Below are 22476 nucleotides of genomic sequence, written 5' to 3' on the forward strand. Positions count from 1 at the left end.
GAACCGGCGGACGACAGCCGTGGCACACGGTCCGCACGAACGGCCGAGGAGATCGTGTGAGCGGGTTCCAGCAGGCCAGAACCGAACTCGGCGTGCAGCTGCGGCACCTGCGGGAGGCCGCCCACCTGTCGGGCAAGGAGCTGGCCGAACGGCTGAGGTGGCAGGCGTCCAAGGTCTCCCGGATCGAGAACGCCCGCCAGACCGTCACCGAGGACGACGTCACCCAGTGGGCGCGGGCTGTGGACGCCTCCCCCGAGGTCGCCGGGAAGCTGGTGGAGCGGGCCACGGGCCTCCTGGACCGCCAGGACTCCTGGCGGCAGCGGCATCGCGGCGGGCTGGCGGCGCTCCAGGAGGACATCCGCGACATGGAGGCGCGGACGACCCTGCTGCGGGTGTTCGAGCCCGGCGTGGTCATCGGGCTGCTGCAGACCACCGAGTACGCCCGGAGCATCTTCACCCGGATCAAGCGCCTCTACCGGGCGCCCGACGAGATCGACGCGGCCATCCGGGTGCGCATGCAGCGCCAGGACATCCTCTACGACCAGAGCAAGCGGTTCAGGTTCGTCATCACCGAGGCGGTGCTGCGCTACCGGCTGGCCCCGCTGGACGTGATGCGCGGGCAGCTCGACCGGTTGCTCGCGGTGACCGCGCTGCCGAACGTGGAGTTCGGCGTGATCCCCTTCGAGGCGCCCCTGCCCTCGGCACCGCTCAACGGCTTCTGGGTGTACGACGAGGACCATGTGGCGGTGCCGACCAGGACGAGGGACCTGCTCCTGCGCGACCCGGACGACGTCGCCTTCTACACGCGGACCTTCGAGGAACTGTGTGAGGTCGCGGCCTTCGGCGAGGACGCCAGGGCGGTGATCGTCCGAGTACTCAGCGATTTCTCCGGACAATCGGCCGACTAAAGACCGCAATTGCTTGATTAGCATCCCAAGATCGTGCAATTCTCTGTCGGACGGAGGTGACTCACGATGCTGGACACGCTGTCTTGTCTGGAGAGATTCGTTACCGCTATACGGCTGCACGCCGACCTTTCCGTGCAGCGGATCTCGTTCGGCGATCCTGCGTACGTCTACGTCCGCAACCGCTTCAGCAACACCCTGGCCGAGACGGTGACCTGCGCCCAGGACGGCGGCTTCATCACGTCGTGGGGCTACCGGCTCGGCACCAGCGACAACATCGACGACGCCGCGGCCCGGCTGGCCTTTCTCCTCGCCGCCATGCCCACTCCCCGGGTCTGACCGGCCCGCGAAGCGGTCTGGGAAGCCCCCGCGAAACCGTCTAGAAGCCGTCGGCCGGGGCGTCGGGGAAGTCGGAGAGGTCGAGGCCGACCTCGCGGGCGGCGGCGACCCGGGCATGGTGGAGCATCCGGCTCCGTGACATGTTGCCGGTGTGCAGGGTGTATCGGACCACGAGACCGTCGAGCATGCCGTCGATCCGCTCGGCGGAGCCCAGGGGGTCGTCGCAGGCGAACTCCCCCGAGGCCACGCCGTCGGAGATCACCTGACTGAGGATCTCGATCCAGGCGCCCTCGAGCTCCAGCAGGATGGTGCGGACGTGCTCCTCGCGCACCCCGACGGCCCAGGCGTCGACCCAGAGGGTCCAGCTCTGGTCGGAACGGGAGGCCGGGATGTAGAAGCGCAGGACGCGGTCGAGGAGCTGGAGGGCGGTGCCGGGGCCCGCGACGATCTCCTTCAGCCGCTGGATCTCGGAGTCGCCGGTGCTGCGGAGCATCTCGGTGATGAGATCGTCCTTGGTGGCGAAATGGTAGTGGATCAGCCCGCCGCTCACGTTCGTCGCCCTGGCGATGTCGGCGACCCGGGTGCTGGCCAGCCCACGTTCCAGCACGACTCGCCTGGCGGCTTCAAGGAGCTCCGCTCGGCGCTGGTCGGCCTGGTCGGCGCGACTGCTGCGCGCTCCTCCTCCGCTGTGCACGGCGCAAGACTACAGCAGGGCGGGGGCACCGCTTCACTACTCCTGATTGGCCGATCAGTCAATAGCTTCACCGAGATCGGCGGACGCTCACGGGCCCGGGACGACCGGAGACCGGGTGGGAGAGCCGGGCAGGCGGACGCGGGCGAGGACGCCGCCCCCGGCGGCGTTCTCCAGGCCCACCTCTCCCCCGGCGTCGCGCACGGCCTTGGCCACGATGGCCAGCCCCAGCCCCGAACCGGGCATGCTGCGGGCCGAGGACGACCGCCAGAACCGGTCGAACACGTACGGCAGCTCCTCCCCCGCGATGCCGGGGCCGTGGTCCCTGACGGTCAGCTCGCCACCCCGGAGCCGCACGCCCACCGGGTCGGCCCGGCCCGCCGAGAACTTCACCGCGTTGTCCAGCAGGTTGACCACGGCCCGCTCCAGGGCGGCCTGGTCTCCCCGCAGGTACCAGGGGCTCAGCTCCACCTCGATCGAGGTGTCGGGGGCGCGCGGCCGCACCCTGCGCACGGCCGCCTCGACGGCGTCGTGGAGGGCGACCTCGACGTGCGGCTCGTGCTCGTCCTCCGAACGTGACAGCTGGAGCAGGTCCCCGACGAGCGTGGACATCTCCTCGAACTGGGCCTTGAGGTTGGCCAGCAGCCTGCGCTTGGGGGCGGCGTCGAGGGGACGCCCGGTGTTCTCGCTGCGCAACAGCAGGTCGATGTTGGTGCGCAGGCTGGTGAGCGGGGTACGCAGCTCGTGCCCCGCGTCGGCGACGAGCCGTTGCTGGCGCTCGCGGGACCCGGTCAGCGCGGTGGTCATCGCGTTGAAGGAGACGCCGAGCCTGGCGATCTCGTCGGTGCCCTCGACCGGGATCCTGGTGTCGAGGTCCCCGGTCCTGGCGACGTACTCGACGGCCTCGGTCAGCCTGCCGACGGGGCGCAGCGCCGTACGGGAGACGAGCAGCCCGGCGGAGGCGGCGCCGAGCACGCCGAGCGCGGTGACCCCCGCGAGGATCCAGGCGAGGGCGGCGAGGGTGGCGCGGACCTCCTCCAGGGACCGGGACTCCATGACCGCGACGCCGCGTCTGACGTTCATCGTCATCACCCGGACCTCCTCCCCGGAGTCGGTCACGCCGTTCCTGAACACCCGCCTGCCCGGGGGCCCCTGCGTCATGGCCAGGTCCGCCGGGGTGACCCTGACGGGCGCCGAACCCGCCACGCACCTCCCGCCGTCGGCGTAGACCAGCTGGATGGGCGGGAGACGGAGCAGCGACCTGCGGCCGACGACCTCTCCCCGGTCCCCCGGGACTCCCGGAACCTTCGGGACCCCCACCCCCGCCAGCCCTCCCGGACAGTACGGCCCGAGCCACTCGATTCCCTGGGGCCGTCCCTCCAGCGAGCGCTCCACCTGCCGCAGCAGCTCGGCCCGCACGACGAACCAGCACAGCGCCGCGCACACCGCGATCGCCAGCGCCACGGCCGCCGCCACCAGCAGGGTCAGCCGGGAGCGCAGGGAGCGGCGCCCGTTCACGCGGAGGTCCGCAGCACGTATCCGACGCCCCGTACGGTGTGGATCAGCCGGGGGCGCCCGCCGGTCTCGGTCTTGCGGCGCAGGTACATGACGTAGACGTCGAGGGAGTTGGAGGACGGCTCGAAGTCGAAGCCCCACACCTCGCTGAGGATCTGCTCGCGGGTGAGCACCTGACGGGGGTGGATCATGAGCAGTTCCAGCAGCAGGTACTCGGTGCGGGTCAGCTCCAGCGGCTCGCCCGCCCGGACGACCTCGCGTCCGGCGGTGTCCATCCGCAGGTCGCCGAAGGTCAGGACCGCGCCGTCGTCGGTCGCGGGCGCGCTCAGGGCGCCGCGCCGCAGCAGCGCCCTGACGCGTGCCAGCAGTTCGTCCAGCTCGAACGGCTTGACAAGGTAGTCGTCGGCCCCCGCGTCCAGGCCCGACACCCGGTCGCCCACGGCGTCGCGGGCGGTGAGCATGAGCACCGGCAGGTGCCTGCCCGCCGCCCTGAGCCTGCGGCAGGCGGTGAGCCCGTCCAGCCGGGGCATCATGACGTCGAGCAGGACCAGCTCGTACGGCTCCCTGTCGAGCGCCTCCAGCGCCGCCTGGCCGTCCGAGGCCAGCCCGACCCGGTAGCCCTCGAACTCCAGGCTGCTCTGCAGCGCCTCCCTGAGCGCGGGCTCGTCGTCCACGACCAGCACCCGCGCCGCCTCACCCTCGGCCATGGCCTCCACGGTAGACGCCCATCATGAAAGCGGGATGAACGCTTCCGGCCGTGCCCGCCGGAACCGGCCCCACCAGGCCGGGCTCAGGCCGGGCTCAGGCCGGGCTCAGGCCGGGCTCAGGTGAGCAGTGCCATGGCGGCGTTGTGGCCGGGGATGCCGCTGACGCCGCCGCCGCGCCGGGCGCCCGCGCCACAGAGCAGGACGCGTTCGAGACCGGTCTCCACACCCCACAGTCCCGGCTCCCCGTACGGCCAGGACAGGTCGCGGTGGAAGATGTGGCCGCCGGGCAGGCCCGCCTCGTCCTCCAGGTCGACGGGGGTCTTGGCCTCCAGGCAGAGACCGCCGCCGGGAGCGCGCAGCAGGCAGTCCTCGACGGGTTCGGCGAGGACCCCGTTCATCGAGGCGAGCGTGGCGCGCAGCGCGGCCTCGCGCGCGCCCGCCGGGTCCTCCCGGAACAGCCTGGCCGGCATGTGCAGGCCGAACAGCGTCATCGTGTGCGCTCCGGCCCGGCGCGGTTCCGGGCCGAGGATGGAGGGGTCGGTCAGCGAGTGGCAGTAGACCTCGGCCGGGGGCAGGGAGGGGATCCGCCCGGCCGACGCCTCCGCGTACGCGCGGGCGAGCTGGTCGCGGCCCTCGTTGATGTGGAAGGTGCCGCTGAACGCCGCCGCGGGGTCCACGCCGGGGTCCCTCAGGCGCGGCAGCCGCGAGAGCACCATGTTGACCTTGAGCTGCGCCCCCTCGGGGACGGGTTCGGCGTCTCCGAGCAGCCGGGCGAGCACGGCGGGCGGCACGTTGGCCAGGATCCGCTCGCCCGTCACCGTGTGCTCCCCGCCCGCGTCGCGGAAGGCGACCTCCCCCGAGGGGTCGACCGCGAGGACCTCGGCGCCGGTCAGGATCTCCGCCCCCGCGGCGCGGGCGGCGTCGGCCAGCGCGCCGGAGACCGCGCCCATGCCGCCGACGGGGACGTTCCAGTCGCCGGTCCCGTCGCCGATCACGTGGTAGAGGAGGCAGCGGTTGGCCAGCAGGCCCGGGTCCGAGGGGTCGGTGAAGGTGCCGATGAGGGCGTCGGTGAGGACCACGCCGCGTACGGTGTCGTCGGCGAACCGCTCGTCCACCACCTCGCCGATCGGCCGCTCGAACAGGTCGCGCCAGGCCTCCTCGCCGACGAGGTCCCGCATCGCCGCGCGGTCGGCGAGGGGTTCCAGCAGCGTCGGCGCGACCCGCTCGGCCACGTCGGCGGTCATCCCGTAGAAGCGCCGCCACGCCTCCAGCTCGCCGGTGCCTCCGGTGACCCGGGCGAAGGAGGCGGCGGTCCGCGCGGCGTCGCCGTTGTCGACCAGCAGCCCGGTGTCGCCCACCGGCGTGTACGAGGCGTACCGGCGGCGGCGCAGCGCGACCTTGAGTCCCAGGTCGGAGACGATCTTCGAGGGCAGCAGGCTGACCAGGTACGAGTAGCGCGAGAGCCGGGCGTCGACCCCGGGGAACGCCCTCGCCGACACGGCGAGGCCGCCGACGTGACCGAGACGTTCCAGGACGAGGACGCGCCGTCCGGCGCGGGCGAGGTAGGCGGCGGCGACCAGGCCGTTGTGGCCGCCTCCGACGATCACGGCTTCGTAGCGAGAGCGGAGCACGAGACTTCCCGGTGGGTGAGGTGAGGGACGCGGGGCGGGGGGCTCCGGCCGCTCAGAGACCTGTCTGCCAGTGTGGCTCGGGGCAGAGCACACCCGACGTCTCGACCATCACCATGCGCTTCACCATATCCCGAAATATCGCCAGATCGGCAGCCCCAAGCGCCCCGCCCACCCCCGCCCACCACCCCTCTGACCACCCCTCTGACCGGCCGGATCACTGCCGCTCGCGGGCGGCGGAGAGGGTGATCCTCAGGAGGGTGGCGGCGGGGCCGGTGGGGGCACGGCCGTGCCGCCAGACCGCCCGCAGGCGGCGCGCGAGGTCGATGTCCTTCGTGGGCACCTCGACCAGGCGGCCGGTGGCCAGCTCCGCCTCCACCGCGTAGCCGCTGAGCACGGCGGGGGCGGCGCCCTCGCGGGCGGCTCCCTTGACCGCGGCGTTGGAACCGAGTTCCAGCCTCGGGGGGGCGACCGCGTGGCCGGTGAGCGCGAGGTCCAGTGTCTCGCGGGTGCCCGACCCCCGCTCGCGGACGACCAGCGGGGTGGCGGCCAGCTCCGCGGCGAGCAGCGGGGTGCGGCGGCGCGCCCACGGGTGCCCCGGCGCGACCACCACCACGAGCCTGTCGGTGGCCACCACCTTCGACACCAGCCCGGCCGGGACCGAGGGCCCCTCCACGAACCCGAGCTCGATCTCCCCGCCGATCAGTTTCGCCACCTCGGCCGAGTTCTGCACGTCCAGGCCGACCTGGACCTGGGGCTCGCGGTCCTGGAGCTCCCCCAGCCATCGCGGCAGCAGGTACTCGGCCACCGTCATGCTGGCGGCGATGTGCAGGTGCGCGGCCCGGCCGTGCCGTACCGCCTCCGCCCCGCGCATGAGCTCCTCCGCCGCGGCCAGCACCTGCGTGGCCCAGGCCGAGACCATCACGCCCTGCGGGGTGAGGGTGGACCCGCGCGGGGTGCGGTCCAGCAGCGGCAGCCCGAGGCGGCGTTCCAGCAGCGAGATGCGCTTGCTCACCGACGGCTGCGCGATGCCCGCGGCTCGGGCGGCCTGGCCGAGACTGCCCAGGCGTTCCACGTCGACGAGCAGGCGCAGGGATTCGAGGTCGGGCAGCTCGCTCATAGCTCCAGGCTATGACCTTCCAGGAAGGTGACGGCTACCGGCCTCCCGGCACCGTGCCGACACTCGGGGCATGCCCGTCTCCCCCCTCACCCCTCCCCCCGGTTCCGCGCAGGCCCCTCCGACGCCCGTACGACCGGCACCGGCACCGGCACCGGCGGCGGGGTTCGAAGCGCTCAAAACGCTCGCACCGGGGCTCGGGGCCTCGGCCGTCGCGGTGGTCCTGGCGACGGCCGCGACCCGGGTCGTTCCCGGGGTGAGCGCCGCCGTGGTCGCGGTGGTCCTCGGCGTCGCCCTCACCAACCTCGGCGGCCTGCACCGGTCGCTGGCCCCCGGGCTCGGGTTCGCCTCCCGCCGGGTGCTCCGCCTGGCGATCGTGCTGCTCGGTCTGCAGATCGCGCTGCCGGAACTGCTGGCGCTCGGCTGGCGGGCGCTGGCGGTGGTCGCCGCGGCGACCGGCGTCACGTTCGCCGCGACGCGGTGGATCGGGGGCCGCCTCGGGGTGGGCCCGCGCAGGTCCCTGCTGATCGCGACCGGCGTGTCCGTCTGCGGGGCGGCGGCCGTGGCCGCCATGCACGAGGTCGCCGGGAGCGACGACGACGACGTGGCGGCCGCGGTCGGCGTGGTCGTGCTGTACGGCAGCGCCTCGATCGTCGCGCTTCCCCTGCTCGCGGGGGCGCTGGGACTGACACCGGGGCAGCTGGGCCTGTGGGCGGGAGCCTCGGTCCACGAGGTCGCGCAGGTGGCGGCCATCGGCGCGGCGGCCGGAGCGGGCGTGCTGGCGAGCGCGGTGGCCGTCAAGCTGGCCCGGGTCGTCCTGCTGGCCCCGATCGTCGGGCTCACCTCCGTCTCCCTGCGCCGCGCCGCGACCGCCCCGCGCCGCGTCCCGGCCCTCCCTCACCACACCGCGACCTCCGCGCGCCGTATCCCGGCCTCCCCGCCCCCGACCGCCGCGGACCGCTCCACGGCCGGAGGGGCGGTGCGGCGCCCGCCGGTGGTGCCGCTGTTCGTCGCCGGGTTCGTCGCGGCCGTGGCGGCGCGGAGCCTGGGCGTGGTGCCGCCCGAGATCACCCGGGCGGTTCCCGGCCTGACGACGGTGCTGCTCGCGGCGGCGCTCTTCGCCCTGGGTACCGGTGTCGACCTGAGAAGGCTCGCGCGGGGCGGGCGGTCGCTGCTCCTGGGCGGGATCGCCACGGCCATCATCGGCGGGATCTCACTGTTCGGGGTGCTGGTCGTTGGCTGATCTTTGAGTGGACGTCTCCCTGCAACCGCCGTAACGTGCTCTTTTTGGGGAAGACGGTGTCGTTTACACCGTTCCAAAAGCAAGCAATGATTACGACCTCGGACAAGGAGACAGAACCAGCTCATGCGTACCACCCGACAGTCCCTCTCCAGCGTGCTCCGCCCCTCCGGCGAGGTGGCCGAAGCGCTGGAGCGGGGTGCCCCGATCGTGGCGCTGGAGTCCACGATCATCTCTCACGGCCTGCCCCAGCCCCGCAACCTCGAGGTCGCGGTGGAGCTGGAGCAGATCGTCCGGGAGACGGGGGCGGTGCCCGCGACGATCGCGGTGCTGGACGGCGTGGCGCGCATCGGTCTGGACAAGAGCGAGCTGGAGCGCGTCGCCGGTGAGCCGGGGCTTCGCAAGCTGGGCTTCCGCGACCTGCCCGCCGCCTCGGCGCTCGGGGCGAGCGGGGCGACCACGGTCTCCGCCACCTCCTTCCTCGCCGCCAGGGCGGGCATCCGGGTCTTCGCCACCGGCGGTCTCGGCGGCGTGCACCGAGGGTGGACCGAGAGCCAGGACGAGTCTGCCGACCTCGACACGCTGAGCCGGACCCGCATCACCGTGGTCTGCGCGGGCGTGAAGTCGATCCTGGACGTTCCGGCCACCCTGCAGCGGCTGGAGACGCGCGGCGTCTCGATCGCGGGGTTCCGCACCGACGAGTTCCCCGGCTTCTACCTGCACTCCTCGGGAGAGCCGATCGACTGGCGGATCGAGACCCCGGACGAGGCCGCGGGCATCATGCGGGCCCAGGACGCGTTCGGCGGCCCGGAGACCGCGCTGATCGTCGCCAACCCGGTGCCGCTGTCCGAGCAGCTCGACCCCGAGCTGCACGACCGGGTCCTCGCCGAGGCCCTCGCCGAGGCGGAACGGCGGGGGGTCACCGGTCAGGCCATCACCCCGTTCCTCCTCGGCTACCTGGTGCGCGGCACCGACGGCGCCTCGCTGGAGGCGAACCTGGCCGCGGTGCGGGGCAACGCCCGCGTCGCCGGGCGGATCGCGGCCTCCTGGAGCCGGGGAGACTGAGGGCACCGTGGCCGGAACGGGTCTGCTGGTCATCGGCGACGTGGTGACCGACGTCGTCGCGCTTCACGGCGGGTCCGCCGGGAGCGGCCTGGCCGTCGGGACGGACACCGCCGCCGACATCGTGCTGCGTCCCGGCGGCTCCGGGGCCAACACGGCCTCCTGGGCCGCCCGGCTGGGCGCCGACGCGCGGATCCTGACCCGGGCCGGTTTCGACACCGCCGACTGGCACGCCGCCGAGCTGCGACGATTCGGGGTACGGCCGCACCTGCGGGTCGACCCCGACCGGCCCACCGCGGTGGTGATCGCCATGGTCGACGTCACCGGGGAGCGTTCCATGCTCACCAACCGGGGCGCGGGCGGGCACATCGGCACGGGCGACTGGGACGAGACCCTCCTCGACGGTGTGGGACATCTCCATCTGTCCGGATACACACTGTTCGCCGAGCCGGGGCTCCAGCTTTCCCGGCTGGCCATGGCAGAGGCGTCCCGGCGCGGGGTCTCGATCAGCGTGGACCCCGCCTCGACCGGTTTCCTGCGCTCGTTCGGCGTCGAGCGGTTCGTCCGGGAGACCCTGACCGCCCAGCTGATCATCCCCAATCTGGACGAGGCGCTGCTGCTCACCGGCGAGGCCACCGCCGAGGGGGCGGCCGAGAGCCTGAGCCTGCGCTACGGCGCCGCGGCGGTGAAACTCGGATCGCGCGGCGCGCTGATGGCCAGGGACGGAAAGTTGGCCGCCCGGGTTCCCGCGCTCACCACCGAGGTGATTGACTCCATTGGAGCGGGGGACGCGTTCGCCGCCGGGCTGCTGACGGCCCTGCTGAGCGGGGCCGCGGACGAGGCCGCGCTGGACGCCGGACGCCGCGCCGGGGCGGAGGCCGTGACGGTCCTGGGTGGCCGTCCGCGTGTCCTTCCGTCTGATTTGGGTACCAAGGAGCTTTACCCTCTTAACACCAATTGATAGCTTGCGGCGTAAGCTGCACCATTAGCCACACGCGTCACTTTGGGGAGGTTACGGTCCGCCGATGGATGCCGAGTCATCGATCTGCCTGAGTGATCTGGTCCCGGCCCTGCGCTGGAGTCGTCCCCAGCAGGTCGCCGAAGCCCTGGCCGACCCCCGGCTGCCCGCCGGCTGGTGGTCGTCGGTCACCCTGCCCAAGGCCCTCGGCGCCACGGGGCTCGACTGGGTGTGCGACAGGCTGGCCCGGCTCTCGCTGGCACGCTGGGATCATCTGCCGCTGAGCGACGTGCTGCCCGCGCTGCACGTGCACACGGTCGATCCCACCCTGCCCGGCTGGCCGGAGCCCGCGCGCGCGGCCATCGCCGGCCTGGGCGGCTGGACCCGCCTGCGCCGCCTCACCCCGGGAGACCTGAGCGGGCCCGCGACGTCCGCTCCCGAGATCGTGATCACCGCCGTGTTCCGGGAGGTGCTCAGCCGCATCCCGGGGATCGCCGAGCACACCGCGCCGGTCGCCGCCCCGGCCCAGGTCCCGCTCCAGGAGCGGGTCCAGGACCCGGAGCGGGCACCCGCGCCGCAGGTCCCCGCCCAGCCGTCCGCGCCGTCGGTGCCGTCGGTGGCGCAGGAGGAGCGGCAGGCGCAGGTCCCCGAACCGGTCGCGGCCGCCCCCGCCCCAGCTCCCCAGGTCAACCTCGGCGACTACCCGCTGGTGCGCCTGGTCGACAACATGTTCCGCGACTGGAGCCCGCTGGAGCGCGCGGTCGCCGTGGAACGGCTCTTCGCGGTCGACCCGATCAGCCTGCGCGCGCTCGCCCACAAGCTGAACGCCGACCGCGACGCGCTCTCGGCGGCACAGCGTGCCGCCGAGGAACGGATACTGCTCTGGCTGCGCTCCCCGGAGTCCGCGCCGCTCACCGGGCACATGTTCGGGCTGACCGAGTGGCTGGGCTCCGCCGCGACCAAGGACCAGCTCATCGGCGCCGACCCCGCGCACCCGATCGAGGTCCCCACCCTGCGGACCCCGCTCTGGAGGGTGCTGGTCACGCTCATGCCCGACCGGCGGCTCCAGGACGACTGGCTCGTCGTGGGCGATCTGGGCGGCCTGCGCGACAGGACCCGCCAGCTCCTGTCGAACAAGCCGATCGACAGTGACGCGCTCAGGCTCATGGAGCACCAGCTCGGCATCCGGGCCCACTCGGTCCAGCCCTGGCTGGACGCCCTCGCCGCCGCGGGCACCACGCAGGAGGCGGTCCCCCAGGAGAGCGCCTCCGAGGAGGTCAGGCAACTGCCGCGCCGTACTCCGGGGGCGAACGGCCACCACCACCGCGGCGGGCAGCCGATCCCGCAGGTGAACGCCGGCGCCATCGACCCCCGCGCGGCCCTGGCCACGCTGTCGGCCCTGGCGAGCGGAAACTCCAGGCCGCACCTGATCACCAGCCAGCGGGCTCAGCTCCACCCGCCCGCGAGCCCGTCGTCCGACCCGAGCCGCTGGCAGCGCATCGAGGTGACCAGCGACCATCTGCGGGGCGGCCCGGTGGCCGTGCCCGAGGGGTACGCCACCCGGCTGGGCATGCGTCCCGGCACGCTGCTGTCGGTCACCGGCCCCGGCGACAACGCGGTGGTCCTGGTCTGGCGGGACCACCCCGTCTTCGACTCGCTGCAACCCGTCCTGATGCGCCTGAACGCCCGTCCGGGCGACCAGGTCTACGTCACCGTGGACGGCTACCGCCTGGACGCCCAGCTGCCGGCCTGAACCCGCCCCCTCCCCCGAGAACCCCGGAAACCCGGAAACGGTCCTGAACGGTCCCGGGGGAGGGCGGCGGGTCGCCGCGCGGCGACTCGGGCCCCGGCCGCTCCGGTTCGACCGCCTCGATTCGGTCCCCCCGGTTCGGCCCCGGACGCCACCGAACGCCGCCGGGACGGGGTTTCCCGCGATGCCTCCCAAACACCGCTTTCCAGGCGCGGAAACGAACGACCTTTCCCGGCCGCTCTTCTTCGGCGCTATGCTTTTGGGACTCAAGTGACTCAGCGACACCACTGTGACCCGTTTTGGCGAATGGGCTGTCATTGGCGTTGATTTCTGCGGCTTTTTGTCAAGAAATTGTCATTGTTCACCTAACAACGGGAGTCCGTATAGCTCTCTCCCTCCATTGCCTTGTGAGGTGTTCCCTAGGACGCGGACGGGGACGGCGGGCGACCAGGTCGCGCTGGGGCCCGGGACCAGAGAGCGACTTCGAGCTAGCCGATGAGAAAATTCGCCCGCGTCTGGCTGGGGATGACGTTCTCGACCGTGGGGTCACGGGCGGTGAGTGTCGCCTATCCCCTCCTGGCACTGGCCCTGACCGGTTCTCCGGTGCTGGCGGGCTGGACCAGTTTCGCGCTGACCTTCCCGATCCTGGTCTTCTACATCCCGGCGGGCGTCCTGGCGGACCGGGTGAACCCGCGCTCGCTCATGCTCCTCACCGAGACCCTGCGAGGGCTGATCGTCCTCACCGTGTTCCTCGCGCTCGTCCTGGGCCACCCGTCGCTGGCGCACCTCCTGGTGGCGGCTTTTCTTGAGGGCACGCTGTGGGTGGTCTACTCGCTGGCGGAGACGGCGCTGATCTCCTCCCTCGTCCCGAAGGAGCAGGTCTCCATCGTGATGGCCAGGAGCGAGACGATCTCGCACCTCGCGGTGCTGGCGGGCAGGCCGCTCGGAGGGTGGCTCTTCGGGGTCATGCACGCGATGTCCTTCGCGGTGAACGCGGCGCTGTTCTTCCTCGCCCTCCTCTCCCCGCTGAGCGTGGCGGCGGGCGGGGCGGGAAGGGCGGGGAGGACGGGACGAAGGAGGGGCCGGCCGCAGCTGCACGCGATCCGCGAGATAGCCGGCGGCGTGAGGAGCCTGGCGGGACGGCACCTGCTGCGGGAGATAGCCGACGGTTTCCACGAGCTCTCCAGGCACCCGTTCCTCCGCAGGGCCATGGCCCTGACCACGGTCACCAACCTGATGATCAACGCGCTCATCATGATCTTCATCGCCGGGTCGGCGAACCTGCCCTCGTACCAGGTCGGCCTGGTCCTGGCCGCCGGGGGCGTGGGCGGCGTGGCGGGATCGGGCCTGGCCCCCTACCTCAGGCTCGAACCGAGGAACTTCACGCTCTTCGCCCAGCTGTGGATATGGGTGCTGGCGCTCTTCGTCGCGGCCTACGGTGAGGGGCCGCTCTTCTTCGGGCTCGCGATCCTGCTGACCGGGTGCGCCGGGGCGCTCAGCAACGTGGCCATCAGGACCTTCGAGGTCGACACCGTCGACAAGGGCAAGCTCGGGCGGGTGGTGAGCGTGCACCGGCTCGTCGCGCACGGCGCCGTGTGCGTCTCCGCCCCGCTCGGCGGGATCCTGGTCGCCGTGTTCGGCATCCGGATGGCGGCCGTCATCCTCACCGTCCTGATGTTCGCCGTCGCCCTCGTGGTGACGCTCACGTCACTGCTGCGGCTTCACGCGCGGCTGGGTCTCGCCGGGACGGCCAGGAAGGTGCGGGCGACCGGTGCCCACGTGGCCGCGCGGGTGCTCACAACGTGGCGAGCAACCGAGTCGCTTCGGCCGCGAGATGGGCAGGCAGGCTGGGCGCTCTCGCCGCCCTCGCCCTCAGGACCAGATCGGCCGCCGACGCGGCGTCACCGGCCAGGGCGTGGATCCGGGCGGCGTACAACAGCACCGGACCATGATCTCCCACCTCGGCCAGCACCGCCCTGATCTCCCGTTCCGCCTCGGGGAAACGCCTCAGGAAGGCCAGCGCGAGAGCGTGGGCGGCCCGGGTGGACGGCCACTGCAGCGGCCGGACCCGGTCGAGGTCGCGCAGCGCCGCCTCCGCCCTGCCGAGCCCGGCGAGGATCTCGCCCCGCGCCCGCAACGCCTCGGTGACGTTGCCCTCCCTGCCCAGGACGTCGTTGAGGACGTCGTGCGCCGCGTCGGGGTGACCGTCGTACCAGAGCGCCCAGGCGAGCTCGGTCTCGATGTTCAGGTCGTTGGGCACGCGGCGTATCGCCGAGTACAGTTCCCGGACCGCGACCGAGGAGCGTCCCTGGGCCAGCCGCAGCCTGCCGATCCCGGCGAGAAGGCCACCGACGGCCGAGGTCGCCCCCAGCGTCTCGAAGTGGACCGCGGCGTTGCGGTAGTGGGAGACGGCCTTCTCGAAGTCCTCCCGCCGGTGCGCGACGTTGCCGAGGAAGGACTCGATCTCCGCGCGCATCCTGGTGTTGCCGCCGCATCGCGCCAGCGCCTCCTCGGCCTGCTTCGCGGCCAGCGCGAACTCCCCGTCGCGGAAGGAGAACTCGGCGGCCCGCAGGTAGTCGTCGGGCAGGGACCGGCTCTCGGCCCGTACGACGACGTGGTCGTTCTGCAGGATCGGCTGGATGAGGCGCTCGTGCGACAGCTCGCACCAGCGCGTGCCGGCCTTGATGTCCTCGCGCAGGATGTGGCGGTCGACCAGCGCCCTGACCACCGCGTTCGGCATGCCGGCGGTGACGGTCTCCCCCTGGTAGACGACCTCGCGGGTGCCCAGCTCGGTGATGAAGCAGCGGCGCAGCCAGCTCCTGAGGTCGGCGACGTCGTCCCCGAAGTGGTCGTGGGCCACCTCGGCGATCATCCGCTCGGAGAAGTCGGTGAGCGACCGGTCGGCGTTGGCGAACCTGCGGACGTGGTCGGAGGAGATGACCCGTACGTCCTCGGGCAGCGAGCGCCACATGGCCGAGCACACGACCTGCAGCTGGACGGGCTCGACCGCCCTGGCGTCGGCGACGACCTCCTCGCCGAGCGCCCTGCCGACCCTGATCATGCGCAGGTCGTCCACCAGTCCCCGCGCCGCGCCGGGGGCGAACGAGCGGCCCGTCCCCTCCAGCGGTCCCTCGGTCGCCCGGACCGCGGCGGCCGGGCCGAGGGCGGTCAGCGAGAACCGGTTTCTGGCCATGCCCGCCAGTTTCGGCTCGTGGGGAAGGATCGAGGCGAGGTGGTCCTCCCTGATCGAGACGAGGAGCCGCAGGTTCGGATCGTCGTCCAGCGCCTCGACGAGCTGGCTGATGAACCACTCCCGGTACGGCTGGCGGTGGGCGAAGTCGCCGAAGAGCTCCTCCGCCTGGTCGATCGCGGCCAGGGTGAGGACCGGGTCGCCGTACGGGTCCTGGCGCGGCGGGCGCCGGCTCAGGAACTCGCGGATCGTCAGCCCGGCCAGCCGGGTGGGCGTCTCCGAGGGGGACCACGACGACAGCAGCGCGAACACGTGCGGGTTGTGCCGCGAGAGCGCCGCGGACGGGAAGGGCGAGCCGTGCGACACCCGCCCTATCGGGAGGACGTCGGTCCTGCCCGCGTCCAGCAGCGGGAGCACCCCGGCCTGGATGAGCGAGGTCTTGCCCACGCCCGACGGCCCGTACAGCACGGTCAGGCGCCCGGCCTGCCACAGGTCGGAGACCTCTCGGGCCTCCCTGTCGCGGCCGAAGAACTTGGCGCCGTCCTCGCGGCGGAAGGCCCGCAGGCCGACGTAGGGCCGGCCGTGGTCGGAGGTCACGTCGGGGGTCACGTCGGGGGTCACGGCACCGGTCCCATCCGCCGGCGCAGCTCACGGCAGAACTCCTCCGCCGTCCCCCAGAAGATGGAGATCCGCCAGTCTTCGTAGTATCTGGCCAGCTGGCGCTGGACCTCCAGCACGTCCGCCCTCGTGCTGGCGAGCGAGGGGGCGAGCTGGACGCTCACGTGCCTGCGGCGGTTGATGCCGGGGACGGCCTTCAACAGCCCGTGGAAGAGCACGCGGAACGTCCAGTCCTGCAGGCTGTATCCGATGAACAACAGGGGTCTTCTGGTCAGCGCCGCGAGAATGGAGGTGGGCAGCATTCGCTGGCCGCCCGCGACGCCGTCCACCGCGAGGTTGGTGAGAAACTCCAGATAGTCGTCCTCGGCCAGCACGATCGACGCCGGATCCTGCAGATTTCCGTGCAGGTGGTAGATGAGCGGGGCCTCGGGCCGGGGATTCCAGCCCGCCTCACTGCTGAACAGATCCTCCGCGTAGGCCAGCCCTTTGTTCCACGGACAAATGGCCACATTCGGTCTTTTTCCCACCGCTTCAAGCGAGCGCAGGATGAAGTCGTCGTAGTTCGTCGTCAGATATACCGGGAGGGGAAAACTCGCCAGCAGGGCGTGCGGTTCGAGAGGGTCGAGGAAGTTGGGCGCGCCCCCGGCGTCGAGCTCGTCGCAGACGCGCCTCTTCACATATACGGAGTCCCCATATCTCATCACCGCGAACTGCGTCACCCGGGGAAGATCGTGGTCGTCGGCGAAGGGATAGTCCCAGCGGCGCGCCATGTCACGGCTCAGCGCCGTCCCCGTCGGCAGAGTCCCCACGCACGCCCCGGACCCCAGGAAGGGCGTGCAGTCTCCGCTGTTCAACTGGTCGAGCAGGCGCTCCCACTCGGCCTCCCCCATGTCGTGCACGCAGGGCACCACCTCACGGACAAGAGGTCCAATCAGGTCATGGACTCGATGCCGTACGACTCTATTGGCACGGTCGATCCCCCCCGCACGGGAAGGCACCCCTTGTATCGCCGGTGCGACCGGAGTGGACGAATGATTCACGATCACCTTTCTGCCGCAACCCGCGTGAAACGGCAAGGTGATTCCTCAGATCGAACTCGTGAATCCCGCCGTCGGCTCCGCCGTCTCCAGCAGCAACGGCTCCAGCATCCTCCGCAACCAGGTCTCGTCGACCTCCGTGAGCTTCTCCAGGGAGAGCCCCTCAAGGTCGACGAGACCGCCTGACCTGGAATTGTCATCGCGCATGCGTGCTCCCTATGGCGTCGCGTCGTATCCGGCCCGGCCCGGCCCCGGATTTCGGGATGTCCTAAAAGGAGGATGCGACATCACTGCCGAAAGTCCCAGGGCCGCGTTTTTTCTCAATGTGATTCTGTAATACCCCACTCTTCGAATCAACCTTTAGGATGACCGTACGATCCCTTTGGCTAGAAAAAGACGGAGGCCCGAGGTGGTGGAGCTTTCACACGCGGCGAACACGGTGCCCGAGCGGCAGCCCGAGGTCTGGGAGAAGGTGCCGCCCCGCAACAGGAACTTCACCGGCCGGGACGACATGCTCGTCAAGCTCCGTCAGGGCATCAGCACCGTCACCGCCGTCGTTCCCCAGCCTCAGGCGCTGCAGGGGTGGGGTGGTGTCGGCAAGACCCACCTGGCCATCGAGTACGCCCACCGCTACCGGTCGCACTACGACCTCGTGTGGTGGATCCCCTCCGACCAGCGCGTGCTGGTGCCGTCCGCGCTGGCGGCGCTCGCGCCCCACCTGGGGCTGCCGCCCGCGTCGGCCACCGGCGTCGAGGAGGCCGCCGAGGCGGTGCGCAGGACGCTGCAGAGCGGCGTCCCCTACCGGCGCTGGCTGCTGATCTTCGACAACGCCGAGGAGCCGGGGCAGGTCCAGGAGTTCATCCCGCGCGGGCCGGGCCACGTGCTGATCACCTCGCGCAACCCCAAGTGGGAGGACCACTTCGAGACCCTCCAGGTCGACGTCTTCACCCGCGACGAGAGCGTGGCGTTCCTGAAGAAGCGCCTGCGCCGGGAGGTCCCCGACGACGACGCCTCGCGGCTGGCCGAGCAGCTCGGCGACCTGCCGCTCGCCCTGGAGCAGGCCGGCGCGCTGCAGTACGAGACCGGCATGTCGGTCGACGAGTACCTGGAGCAGCTCGGCGAGCAGGCGAGCAGGCTGCTGGGGGCGAACCGGGCACCGGGATACCCGCTGTCGATGACGGCGGCCTGGAAGGTGTCGGTGTCGCTCCTGGAGGACCGCCTCCCCGAGGCCATCACGCTCCTGCGGTGCTGTGCCTTCTTCGGCCCCGAGCCCATTCCCCGCGACGTCTTCCGCAGGGGCAACAAGGCCGTCGTCCCCCGGCTCGGCAAGATCCTCTCCGATCCGATCCTGCTCGCCACGGCGCTGAGCGAGCTGAGGCGCTTCGCGCTGGCCAGGATCGAGCCCACCACCCGCACCATCCAGGTCCACCGCCTGATCCAGGCGCTCCTGCGCGACGACCTGCCGGAGGAGGACCAGGCGGACATCCGGCACGAGGTGCACGTGCTGCTGGCCGGCAGCGCCCCCAGCGACCCCGACGAGAGCGCCAGGTGGCGCCGCTTCGAGGAGCTGGTCGCCCACGTCACCCCCTCCGGTCTGGAGGAGTGCACGGATCCCACCGTCAGGCAGTTCGCCCTCAACGTCACCCGTTACCTCTACATATCGGGCAACTACCAGTCGGCCCGTTCCTTCCTCGAGAGCTTCGCCGAGAGATGGACCGAGGTCAGCGGGGCGAAGCACCCGGACGTGCTCGTCGCGTACAAGCACCTGGGCAACGTGCTGCGAGGGCTCGGCCAGTACACCGCGGCGTACGAGACCGACCACCGGACCCTCGACGGCATGCGCGAGGTCCTCGGCCACGACCACGACGAGACGCTCCTGACGACCAACGGCTACGGGGCGTCCCTGCGGGCGCGCGGCGACTTCGGCGCCGCCAGGAGGCTGGACGAGGAGTCCCGGGCGGCCCACGTCTCCAGCCGGGGCCTCAGCCACCCGTCCACGCTGCGCGTGCTCAACAACCTGGCCCTCGACTACGCCCTCACCAGCGACTACCCGCAGGCGCGGCGCCTGCACCAGGAGACGTACCTGGAGATGAGCGACGCGGTGGAGGGCATCGGCAGGAGCACCCTGCTGCTGTCGTGGAACGGCCTGGCCAGGGCCGTGCGGCTCTGCGGCGACTACACCGAGGCGTGCGACCTGGGCGAGGAGGCCTACGCCTACGGCGTCCAGGAGCTGACACTCGACCACCACGTCACGCTGCTGACGGCCAAGGACCTGTCCATCGCCAAGCGGCGCTCGGGAGAGGTGGCCGAGGCGCTGGACCTCGCGCGCGACACGCACACCCGCTTCCAGCGGCTCTTCGGGGACGAGCACCCCGACACGATGGCGGCCGCGATCAACCTCTCCAACGCCCTGCGCACGGCCGGCGACCTCGACGAGGCGTTCGCGACGGCCGAGAGGACGGTCTCCCTCTATCCCCGGGTGTTCGGCGAGGAACACCCCTACAGCCTCGCCTGCGGCGGCAACCTGGCGATCCTGCACCGCGTACGAGGCGACGTCGCGACGGCCAGATACCTCGACGAGAGGGCGGTGGAGGGCCTGGTCGCCACGGTCGGCCAGAGGCACCACTACCCGCTGACGTGCGCCGTCGGCCTCCAGGGGGATCTCATGGTGCTGGGAGAGGTCACCCGGGCGTGCGAGCTCGGCTGGGAGACCCTCGGCCGGATGCGGGAGCTCTTCGGGGAGAACCACTTCCTGAGCCTGGCCTGCGCCAGCAACCTCGCCCTCGACCTGAGGGCCGCGGGCGAGAAGGAGCGGGCCGAGATCCTGTACGACGACACGATGCGGCGCTACGAGCGCCCGCTGGAGGTCGGTCACCCCGACGCCCTCTTCGCGAGCGAGGGCCGTCGCATCGAGTGCGACTTCGACCCCCCGCCGATCTGACCGCCGCGCCACGCCACGCCGTCGGCGGTCAGGCCCGCGCGGGCACGCCTCGCCGGTCCGGCCGCCGCCCCGTCCCGGGCTAGCCCGCCCGGAACCCGGGGTTGCGCCTCCTCCACGCGTCGAGGTGGTGCTCCGCCTCGCGGAGGGCCTGGCTCTCCGCGGCGGAGTCCACCGGTTCCGCGGCGCACTCCTCCAGCGTCTTCCTCATGCGCGCCACGAACTCCTCCCCGCGCTCGTTCAGGCCCCCGCCGGCCAGCAGCGTGCCGGTGACCGCGTAGGCGGCCCGCCGCCAGCGGGCGAGCTCCACGCGCGCCCGGAACGCCTCCTCCTCCCGCTCGAAGCGGTGCTGCCTCCGCCAGAACTCCGCCACCCCGAGATAGGCGTACGAGCCCTGCAGCAGGCCGTAGACGGGACGCGGGTCGTCCCGCCAGGGCGCGTAGTAGCGCCTGCCGTCGTCCGGCAGGGTCAGCGGGATCACCTCGGTCAGCGCCGTGAGCTTCGCGTGCTGGATCTCGTGGGCGAACGTGGCGGCGAGCCCCACGCCGTCCCACGGATCCGACATGGCGATGGTCCCGAACGTCTCACGCGAGGAGGCGCTGTTCTGTCCCCTCTCCGGGGCCTTGATGGGGGTGAGCACCGACACGGCGAGACCCACCTCCTCCGCCACGGTCCGGTGGTGGGCGATCAGGACGCGCCACGCCCCCTCCAGGTGCTCCCCCCACGCGCGGAGCCGCTCGGGCTCCAGCCTCGGCTCCGCGACCTCCTCCGCGGCCCACCGGTACGGGTCGAGGTCGTCGACGACCAGGTCGAGTCCCGGGTTCACCCGCAGCCTGTGCAGCGCCTGCCAGCCGGGCCGGTCGCCGGAGGGGTGGACGCGGACCGTCAGGCCGCCGGCGTCGAGTTCGGCGCCGTCCCCGTCCGGCCGTACCGTGACGTCGATCGTGTCTCCCGTACCGGCGGGGAGGGTGAGGCGCCCCAGGGACGGCAGCATGATCGCGCCGTCGTGGACGGGCAGCCGGACCCGGCACGCGGCCCGCGCCCGCGCCGCGGCCACCACGGCCAGCGCGCCCAGCTGCGCGGGATCGTCGTGCGTGGCATTCCCGCCTGCCAGGGACCGGTAGGTCCGCCACGCCCACGCCCCCACCGCCGGGTAGCGCAGCACGCGCTCGACCTCCTCGCCCGCCTCCCCCTCCAGGTCCGCCAGGAGGTCGTAGGCACGCGTCGCCAGGGCGGCACCGGGGTGGCCCGCCGACCGCGCCCCTGCCGCGACCCCGCGTACCAGCAGCCTGTTCTTGACGCGCTGGACCGCGCTCAGCTCGGCCACGGCGTCGGCTCCCCCCTCCCCGGCCGCCAGCGTGAGAACCGTCGTGTCGGACACCTCTCGCTCACCGAGCCTCATCGACTTCCCTTCAGCCGGGCGACATCCCTCGCGAAACCTGTACGGATATGGGTGATCAACCGATAGAGGTCGGGACAGTAGACCGAGGGTCCCCTGAAACCGGTGGCCTCGCTGTACCGGTGCGCGTACAACCCTCCGCCGCAGACCGAGCGGAGGTCGCAGGCCAGGCAGACGGGGGCCAGCGCGAGCTCGCCGATCTGCCGGGCGGCCATGGCCGGATGCCTGAGCGCGGCGTCGAAGGAGTCGCGGAGCAGGTGCAGGCGGGTCGCGGCCGCCCCGTGGTAGCTGGACTTCAGGATGTCCGACTGCTCGATGCTGCCGTCGGTCTCCACGACGGCCATCCGGGCGGGTGAGAGCCCCACCGTCTCGCTGCGCGAGGTGCCTCCCGTCAGCAGGCGCATGATCTCGCGGAACAGCCTGACCTCGGTCTGGTCGGCGGCCGAGCCGTACCAGCGGTCGAAGATCGGGACCAGCCAGTCGGCGTACGGTGTCGCCTCGGTGTCCGGGGTCCGGCCGGGCGGGGGCGCCGACCAGTTGCCGTGCGGGAGCAGGAAGTCGACGGCCGGTGGGTCGAAGGCGAGCAGCGCCTCGTAGGTCGCCAGCGGGTCGTTGCGGACGTCGACGGTGCACAGCAGGCCGCTGAACAGGTGGTGGAACGGGCCCTCGGTCAGCCTGCGAAGCGATTCCGCGACGATCGCGTGGCTTCCCCTGCCGTCCGCGTAGCGCCTGTGCCGGTCGTGGCCCTCGGCGTAGCCGTCCATGCTCACCCCGACGCGGATCTCCAGGTTCTCGAAGAGCCGCAGGTAGGTCTCGTCCAGGCGCAGCCCGTTGGTCTGCACGCCGACGCGGACGCGGGTCCCGACGTCGGCGGCGGCCCCCCTGATGGTGCGCACGGCGTAGGAGATGAGGTCGGGCCCGGCCAGCAGGGGCTCGCCCCCGTGCAGGATGACCTCGACCTCTGCCAGCTCGTGGGTGAGCGCGTGCTCGGCGATGCGTCTGGCCGTGCAGTCGACGATCGCCTTCGACATGCGCCGCGGCTGGGCCTTCCAGGACTGGTCGGCCATCTCGTAGACGTAACAGTGGCGGCAGGCGAGATCGCACCTGCTGTGGATCTTCAGGATGAACTGCCGGAAAGCCACCGGCCGCCACCCCGAGTCCAGCAATCCCCCGACGTCGAGCGTCTCGGGGAACACGCCCCGGGGTGAGGGGATTATCGGGTCAAGTTTCTCCGGCAAACGCGGCATACCTCTCTTGCGCCATTCTCTATCTGGCATGAGTTTGCCCCATTAGTCAAGTTTCAGCCCGGTGAATACCTACCCTTCCCCGACATGATCACTGGTTTTCCCCGCAACCTGGAACGGCGACCGGCCATCATCTAT

17 protein-coding genes and 1 pseudogene are annotated in these 22476 nt (G+C 71.9%); 8 read left to right on the plus strand and 10 right to left on the minus strand.

Annotated elements, in window-relative coordinates; all coding sequences use genetic code 11:
- Positions 1-56: 56 nt before the first annotated feature.
- Both ABD817_RS34810 and ABD817_RS34815 read left to right on the plus strand, forming a co-directional pair.
- A complete protein-coding gene (locus tag ABD817_RS34810) occupies positions 57-908 on the plus strand; it encodes a helix-turn-helix domain-containing protein (protein ID WP_344922645.1) in 852 nt (283 codons plus the stop codon).
- A 66-nt stretch (positions 909-974) separates the two neighbouring features.
- Positions 975-1244 carry a hypothetical protein gene (locus tag ABD817_RS34815; RefSeq protein WP_344922646.1) on the plus strand — a complete coding sequence of 90 codons (270 nt, stop codon included), beginning with the start codon at positions 975-977 and terminating at the stop codon, positions 1242-1244.
- Positions 1245-1284: 40 nt separating this feature from the next.
- Here the strand turns inward: ABD817_RS34815 and ABD817_RS34820 are convergent, their stop codons facing one another.
- The 5 genes from ABD817_RS34820 to ABD817_RS34840 form a co-directional block, all read right to left on the minus strand.
- Positions 1285-1938 carry a TetR/AcrR family transcriptional regulator gene (locus ABD817_RS34820; protein WP_344922647.1) on the minus strand — a complete coding sequence of 218 codons (654 nt, stop codon included), beginning with the start codon at positions 1936-1938 and terminating at the stop codon, positions 1285-1287.
- Between the two features lie 87 nt (positions 1939-2025).
- Complete coding sequence (locus ABD817_RS34825; RefSeq protein ID WP_344922648.1) at positions 2026-3453, minus strand: sensor histidine kinase; 1428 nt, start codon at positions 3451-3453, stop codon at positions 2026-2028.
- Positions 3450-4157, minus strand: a complete 708-nt coding sequence (locus ABD817_RS34830) for a response regulator transcription factor (protein WP_344922650.1) — start codon at positions 4155-4157, stop codon at positions 3450-3452. The genes ABD817_RS34825 and ABD817_RS34830 overlap by 4 nt, the downstream gene beginning before the upstream one ends.
- A 116-nt stretch (positions 4158-4273) precedes the next feature.
- The gene (locus ABD817_RS34835; RefSeq protein WP_344922652.1) at positions 4274-5788 is read right to left on the minus strand and encodes a phytoene desaturase family protein; all 1515 of its coding nucleotides are present in this window, start codon (positions 5786-5788) and stop codon (positions 4274-4276) included.
- 214 nt (positions 5789-6002) lie between these two features.
- The gene (locus ABD817_RS34840) at positions 6003-6905 is read right to left on the minus strand and encodes a LysR family transcriptional regulator (protein WP_344922654.1); all 903 of its coding nucleotides are present in this window, start codon (positions 6903-6905) and stop codon (positions 6003-6005) included.
- Between the two features lie 70 nt (positions 6906-6975).
- Between ABD817_RS34840 and ABD817_RS34845 the strand changes: the two genes are divergently transcribed.
- The 5 genes from ABD817_RS34845 to ABD817_RS34865 all read left to right on the plus strand — a co-directional run bounded on the left by ABD817_RS34845 (position 6976) and on the right by ABD817_RS34865 (position 13892).
- Positions 6976-8145 (plus strand): YeiH family protein, encoded by a 1170-nt coding sequence (locus tag ABD817_RS34845; RefSeq protein WP_344922655.1) that lies wholly within the window; start codon positions 6976-6978, stop codon positions 8143-8145.
- Between the two features lie 123 nt (positions 8146-8268).
- Positions 8269-9207 (plus strand): pseudouridine-5'-phosphate glycosidase, encoded by a 939-nt coding sequence (locus tag ABD817_RS34850; RefSeq protein ID WP_344922656.1) that lies wholly within the window; start codon positions 8269-8271, stop codon positions 9205-9207.
- Positions 9208-9214: 7 nt separating this feature from the next.
- The gene (locus ABD817_RS34855; protein WP_344922658.1) at positions 9215-10165 is read left to right on the plus strand and encodes a carbohydrate kinase family protein; all 951 of its coding nucleotides are present in this window, start codon (positions 9215-9217) and stop codon (positions 10163-10165) included.
- 64 nt (positions 10166-10229) lie between these two features.
- Complete coding sequence (locus ABD817_RS34860; protein ID WP_344922660.1) at positions 10230-11915, plus strand: hypothetical protein; 1686 nt, start codon at positions 10230-10232, stop codon at positions 11913-11915.
- 492 nt (positions 11916-12407) lie between these two features.
- Complete coding sequence (locus tag ABD817_RS34865) at positions 12408-13892, plus strand: MFS transporter (protein WP_344922662.1); 1485 nt, start codon at positions 12408-12410, stop codon at positions 13890-13892.
- A 100-nt stretch (positions 13893-13992) separates the two neighbouring features.
- Here the strand turns inward: ABD817_RS34865 and ABD817_RS34870 are convergent.
- The 3 genes and pseudogenes from ABD817_RS34870 to ABD817_RS34880 form a co-directional block, all read right to left on the minus strand.
- Positions 13993-15723 (minus strand): annotated as a pseudogene (locus ABD817_RS34870) (tetratricopeptide repeat protein); the annotation flags it as partial.
- Positions 15720-16610, minus strand: a complete 891-nt coding sequence (locus ABD817_RS34875; RefSeq protein ID WP_344922757.1) for an SIR2 family NAD-dependent protein deacylase — start codon at positions 16608-16610, stop codon at positions 15720-15722. The pseudogene ABD817_RS34870 and the gene ABD817_RS34875, both read right to left, overlap by 4 nt.
- A gap of 195 nt (positions 16611-16805) precedes the next feature.
- On the minus strand, positions 16806-16964 hold the full coding sequence (locus ABD817_RS34880; protein ID WP_344922664.1) for a hypothetical protein: 159 nt from the start codon (positions 16962-16964) through the stop codon (positions 16806-16808).
- A 202-nt stretch (positions 16965-17166) separates the two neighbouring features.
- On the opposite strand from ABD817_RS34880, the gene fxsT reads away from it, so the two are divergent.
- Positions 17167-19698: an FxSxx-COOH system tetratricopeptide repeat protein gene (gene fxsT, locus ABD817_RS34885; protein ID WP_344922666.1), complete on the plus strand. Its 2532-nt coding sequence runs from the start codon at positions 17167-17169 to the stop codon at positions 19696-19698.
- A gap of 79 nt (positions 19699-19777) precedes the next feature.
- Here fxsT and ABD817_RS34890 read toward each other — a convergent pair whose 3' ends face one another.
- Complete coding sequence (locus ABD817_RS34890; protein WP_344922668.1) at positions 19778-21097, minus strand: HEXXH motif domain-containing protein; 1320 nt, start codon at positions 21095-21097, stop codon at positions 19778-19780.
- Complete coding sequence (locus ABD817_RS34895; RefSeq protein ID WP_344922670.1) at positions 21094-22332, minus strand: FxsB family cyclophane-forming radical SAM/SPASM peptide maturase; 1239 nt, start codon at positions 22330-22332, stop codon at positions 21094-21096. Before ABD817_RS34895 ends, ABD817_RS34890 begins: the two co-directional genes overlap by 4 nt.
- Between the last annotated feature and the right edge of the window lie 144 nt (positions 22333-22476).

Origin of the sequence: Streptosporangium oxazolinicum (genome assembly GCF_039537505.1) — a bacterium.
Lineage (GTDB): Bacteria > Actinomycetota > Actinomycetes > Streptosporangiales > Streptosporangiaceae > Streptosporangium > Streptosporangium oxazolinicum.

Bases quoted from the DNA above. Each gene is read 5' to 3' on its own strand.
- ABD817_RS34830 (WP_344922650.1), bottom strand. From the start codon at position 4,157: ATGGCCGAGGGTGAGGCGGCGCGGGTGCTGGTCGTGGACGACGAGCCC.
- ABD817_RS34845 (WP_344922655.1), top strand. From the start codon at position 6,976: ATGCCCGTCTCCCCCCTCACCCCTCCCCCCGGTTCCGCGCAGGCCCCT.
- ABD817_RS34875 (WP_344922757.1), bottom strand. From the start codon at position 16,610: ATGGGGGAGGCCGAGTGGGAGCGCCTGCTCGACCAGTTGAACAGCGGA.
- ABD817_RS34880 (WP_344922664.1), bottom strand. From the start codon at position 16,964: ATGCGCGATGACAATTCCAGGTCAGGCGGTCTCGTCGACCTTGAGGGG.
- ABD817_RS34890 (WP_344922668.1), bottom strand. From the start codon at position 21,097: ATGAGGCTCGGTGAGCGAGAGGTGTCCGACACGACGGTTCTCACGCTG.
- ABD817_RS34840 (WP_344922654.1), bottom strand. From the start codon at position 6,905: ATGAGCGAGCTGCCCGACCTCGAATCCCTGCGCCTGCTCGTCGACGTG.
- ABD817_RS34865 (WP_344922662.1), top strand. From the start codon at position 12,408: ATGAGAAAATTCGCCCGCGTCTGGCTGGGGATGACGTTCTCGACCGTG.
- ABD817_RS34815 (WP_344922646.1), top strand. From the start codon at position 975: ATGCTGGACACGCTGTCTTGTCTGGAGAGATTCGTTACCGCTATACGG.
- ABD817_RS34860 (WP_344922660.1), top strand. From the start codon at position 10,230: ATGGATGCCGAGTCATCGATCTGCCTGAGTGATCTGGTCCCGGCCCTG.
- ABD817_RS34850 (WP_344922656.1), top strand. From the start codon at position 8,269: ATGCGTACCACCCGACAGTCCCTCTCCAGCGTGCTCCGCCCCTCCGGC.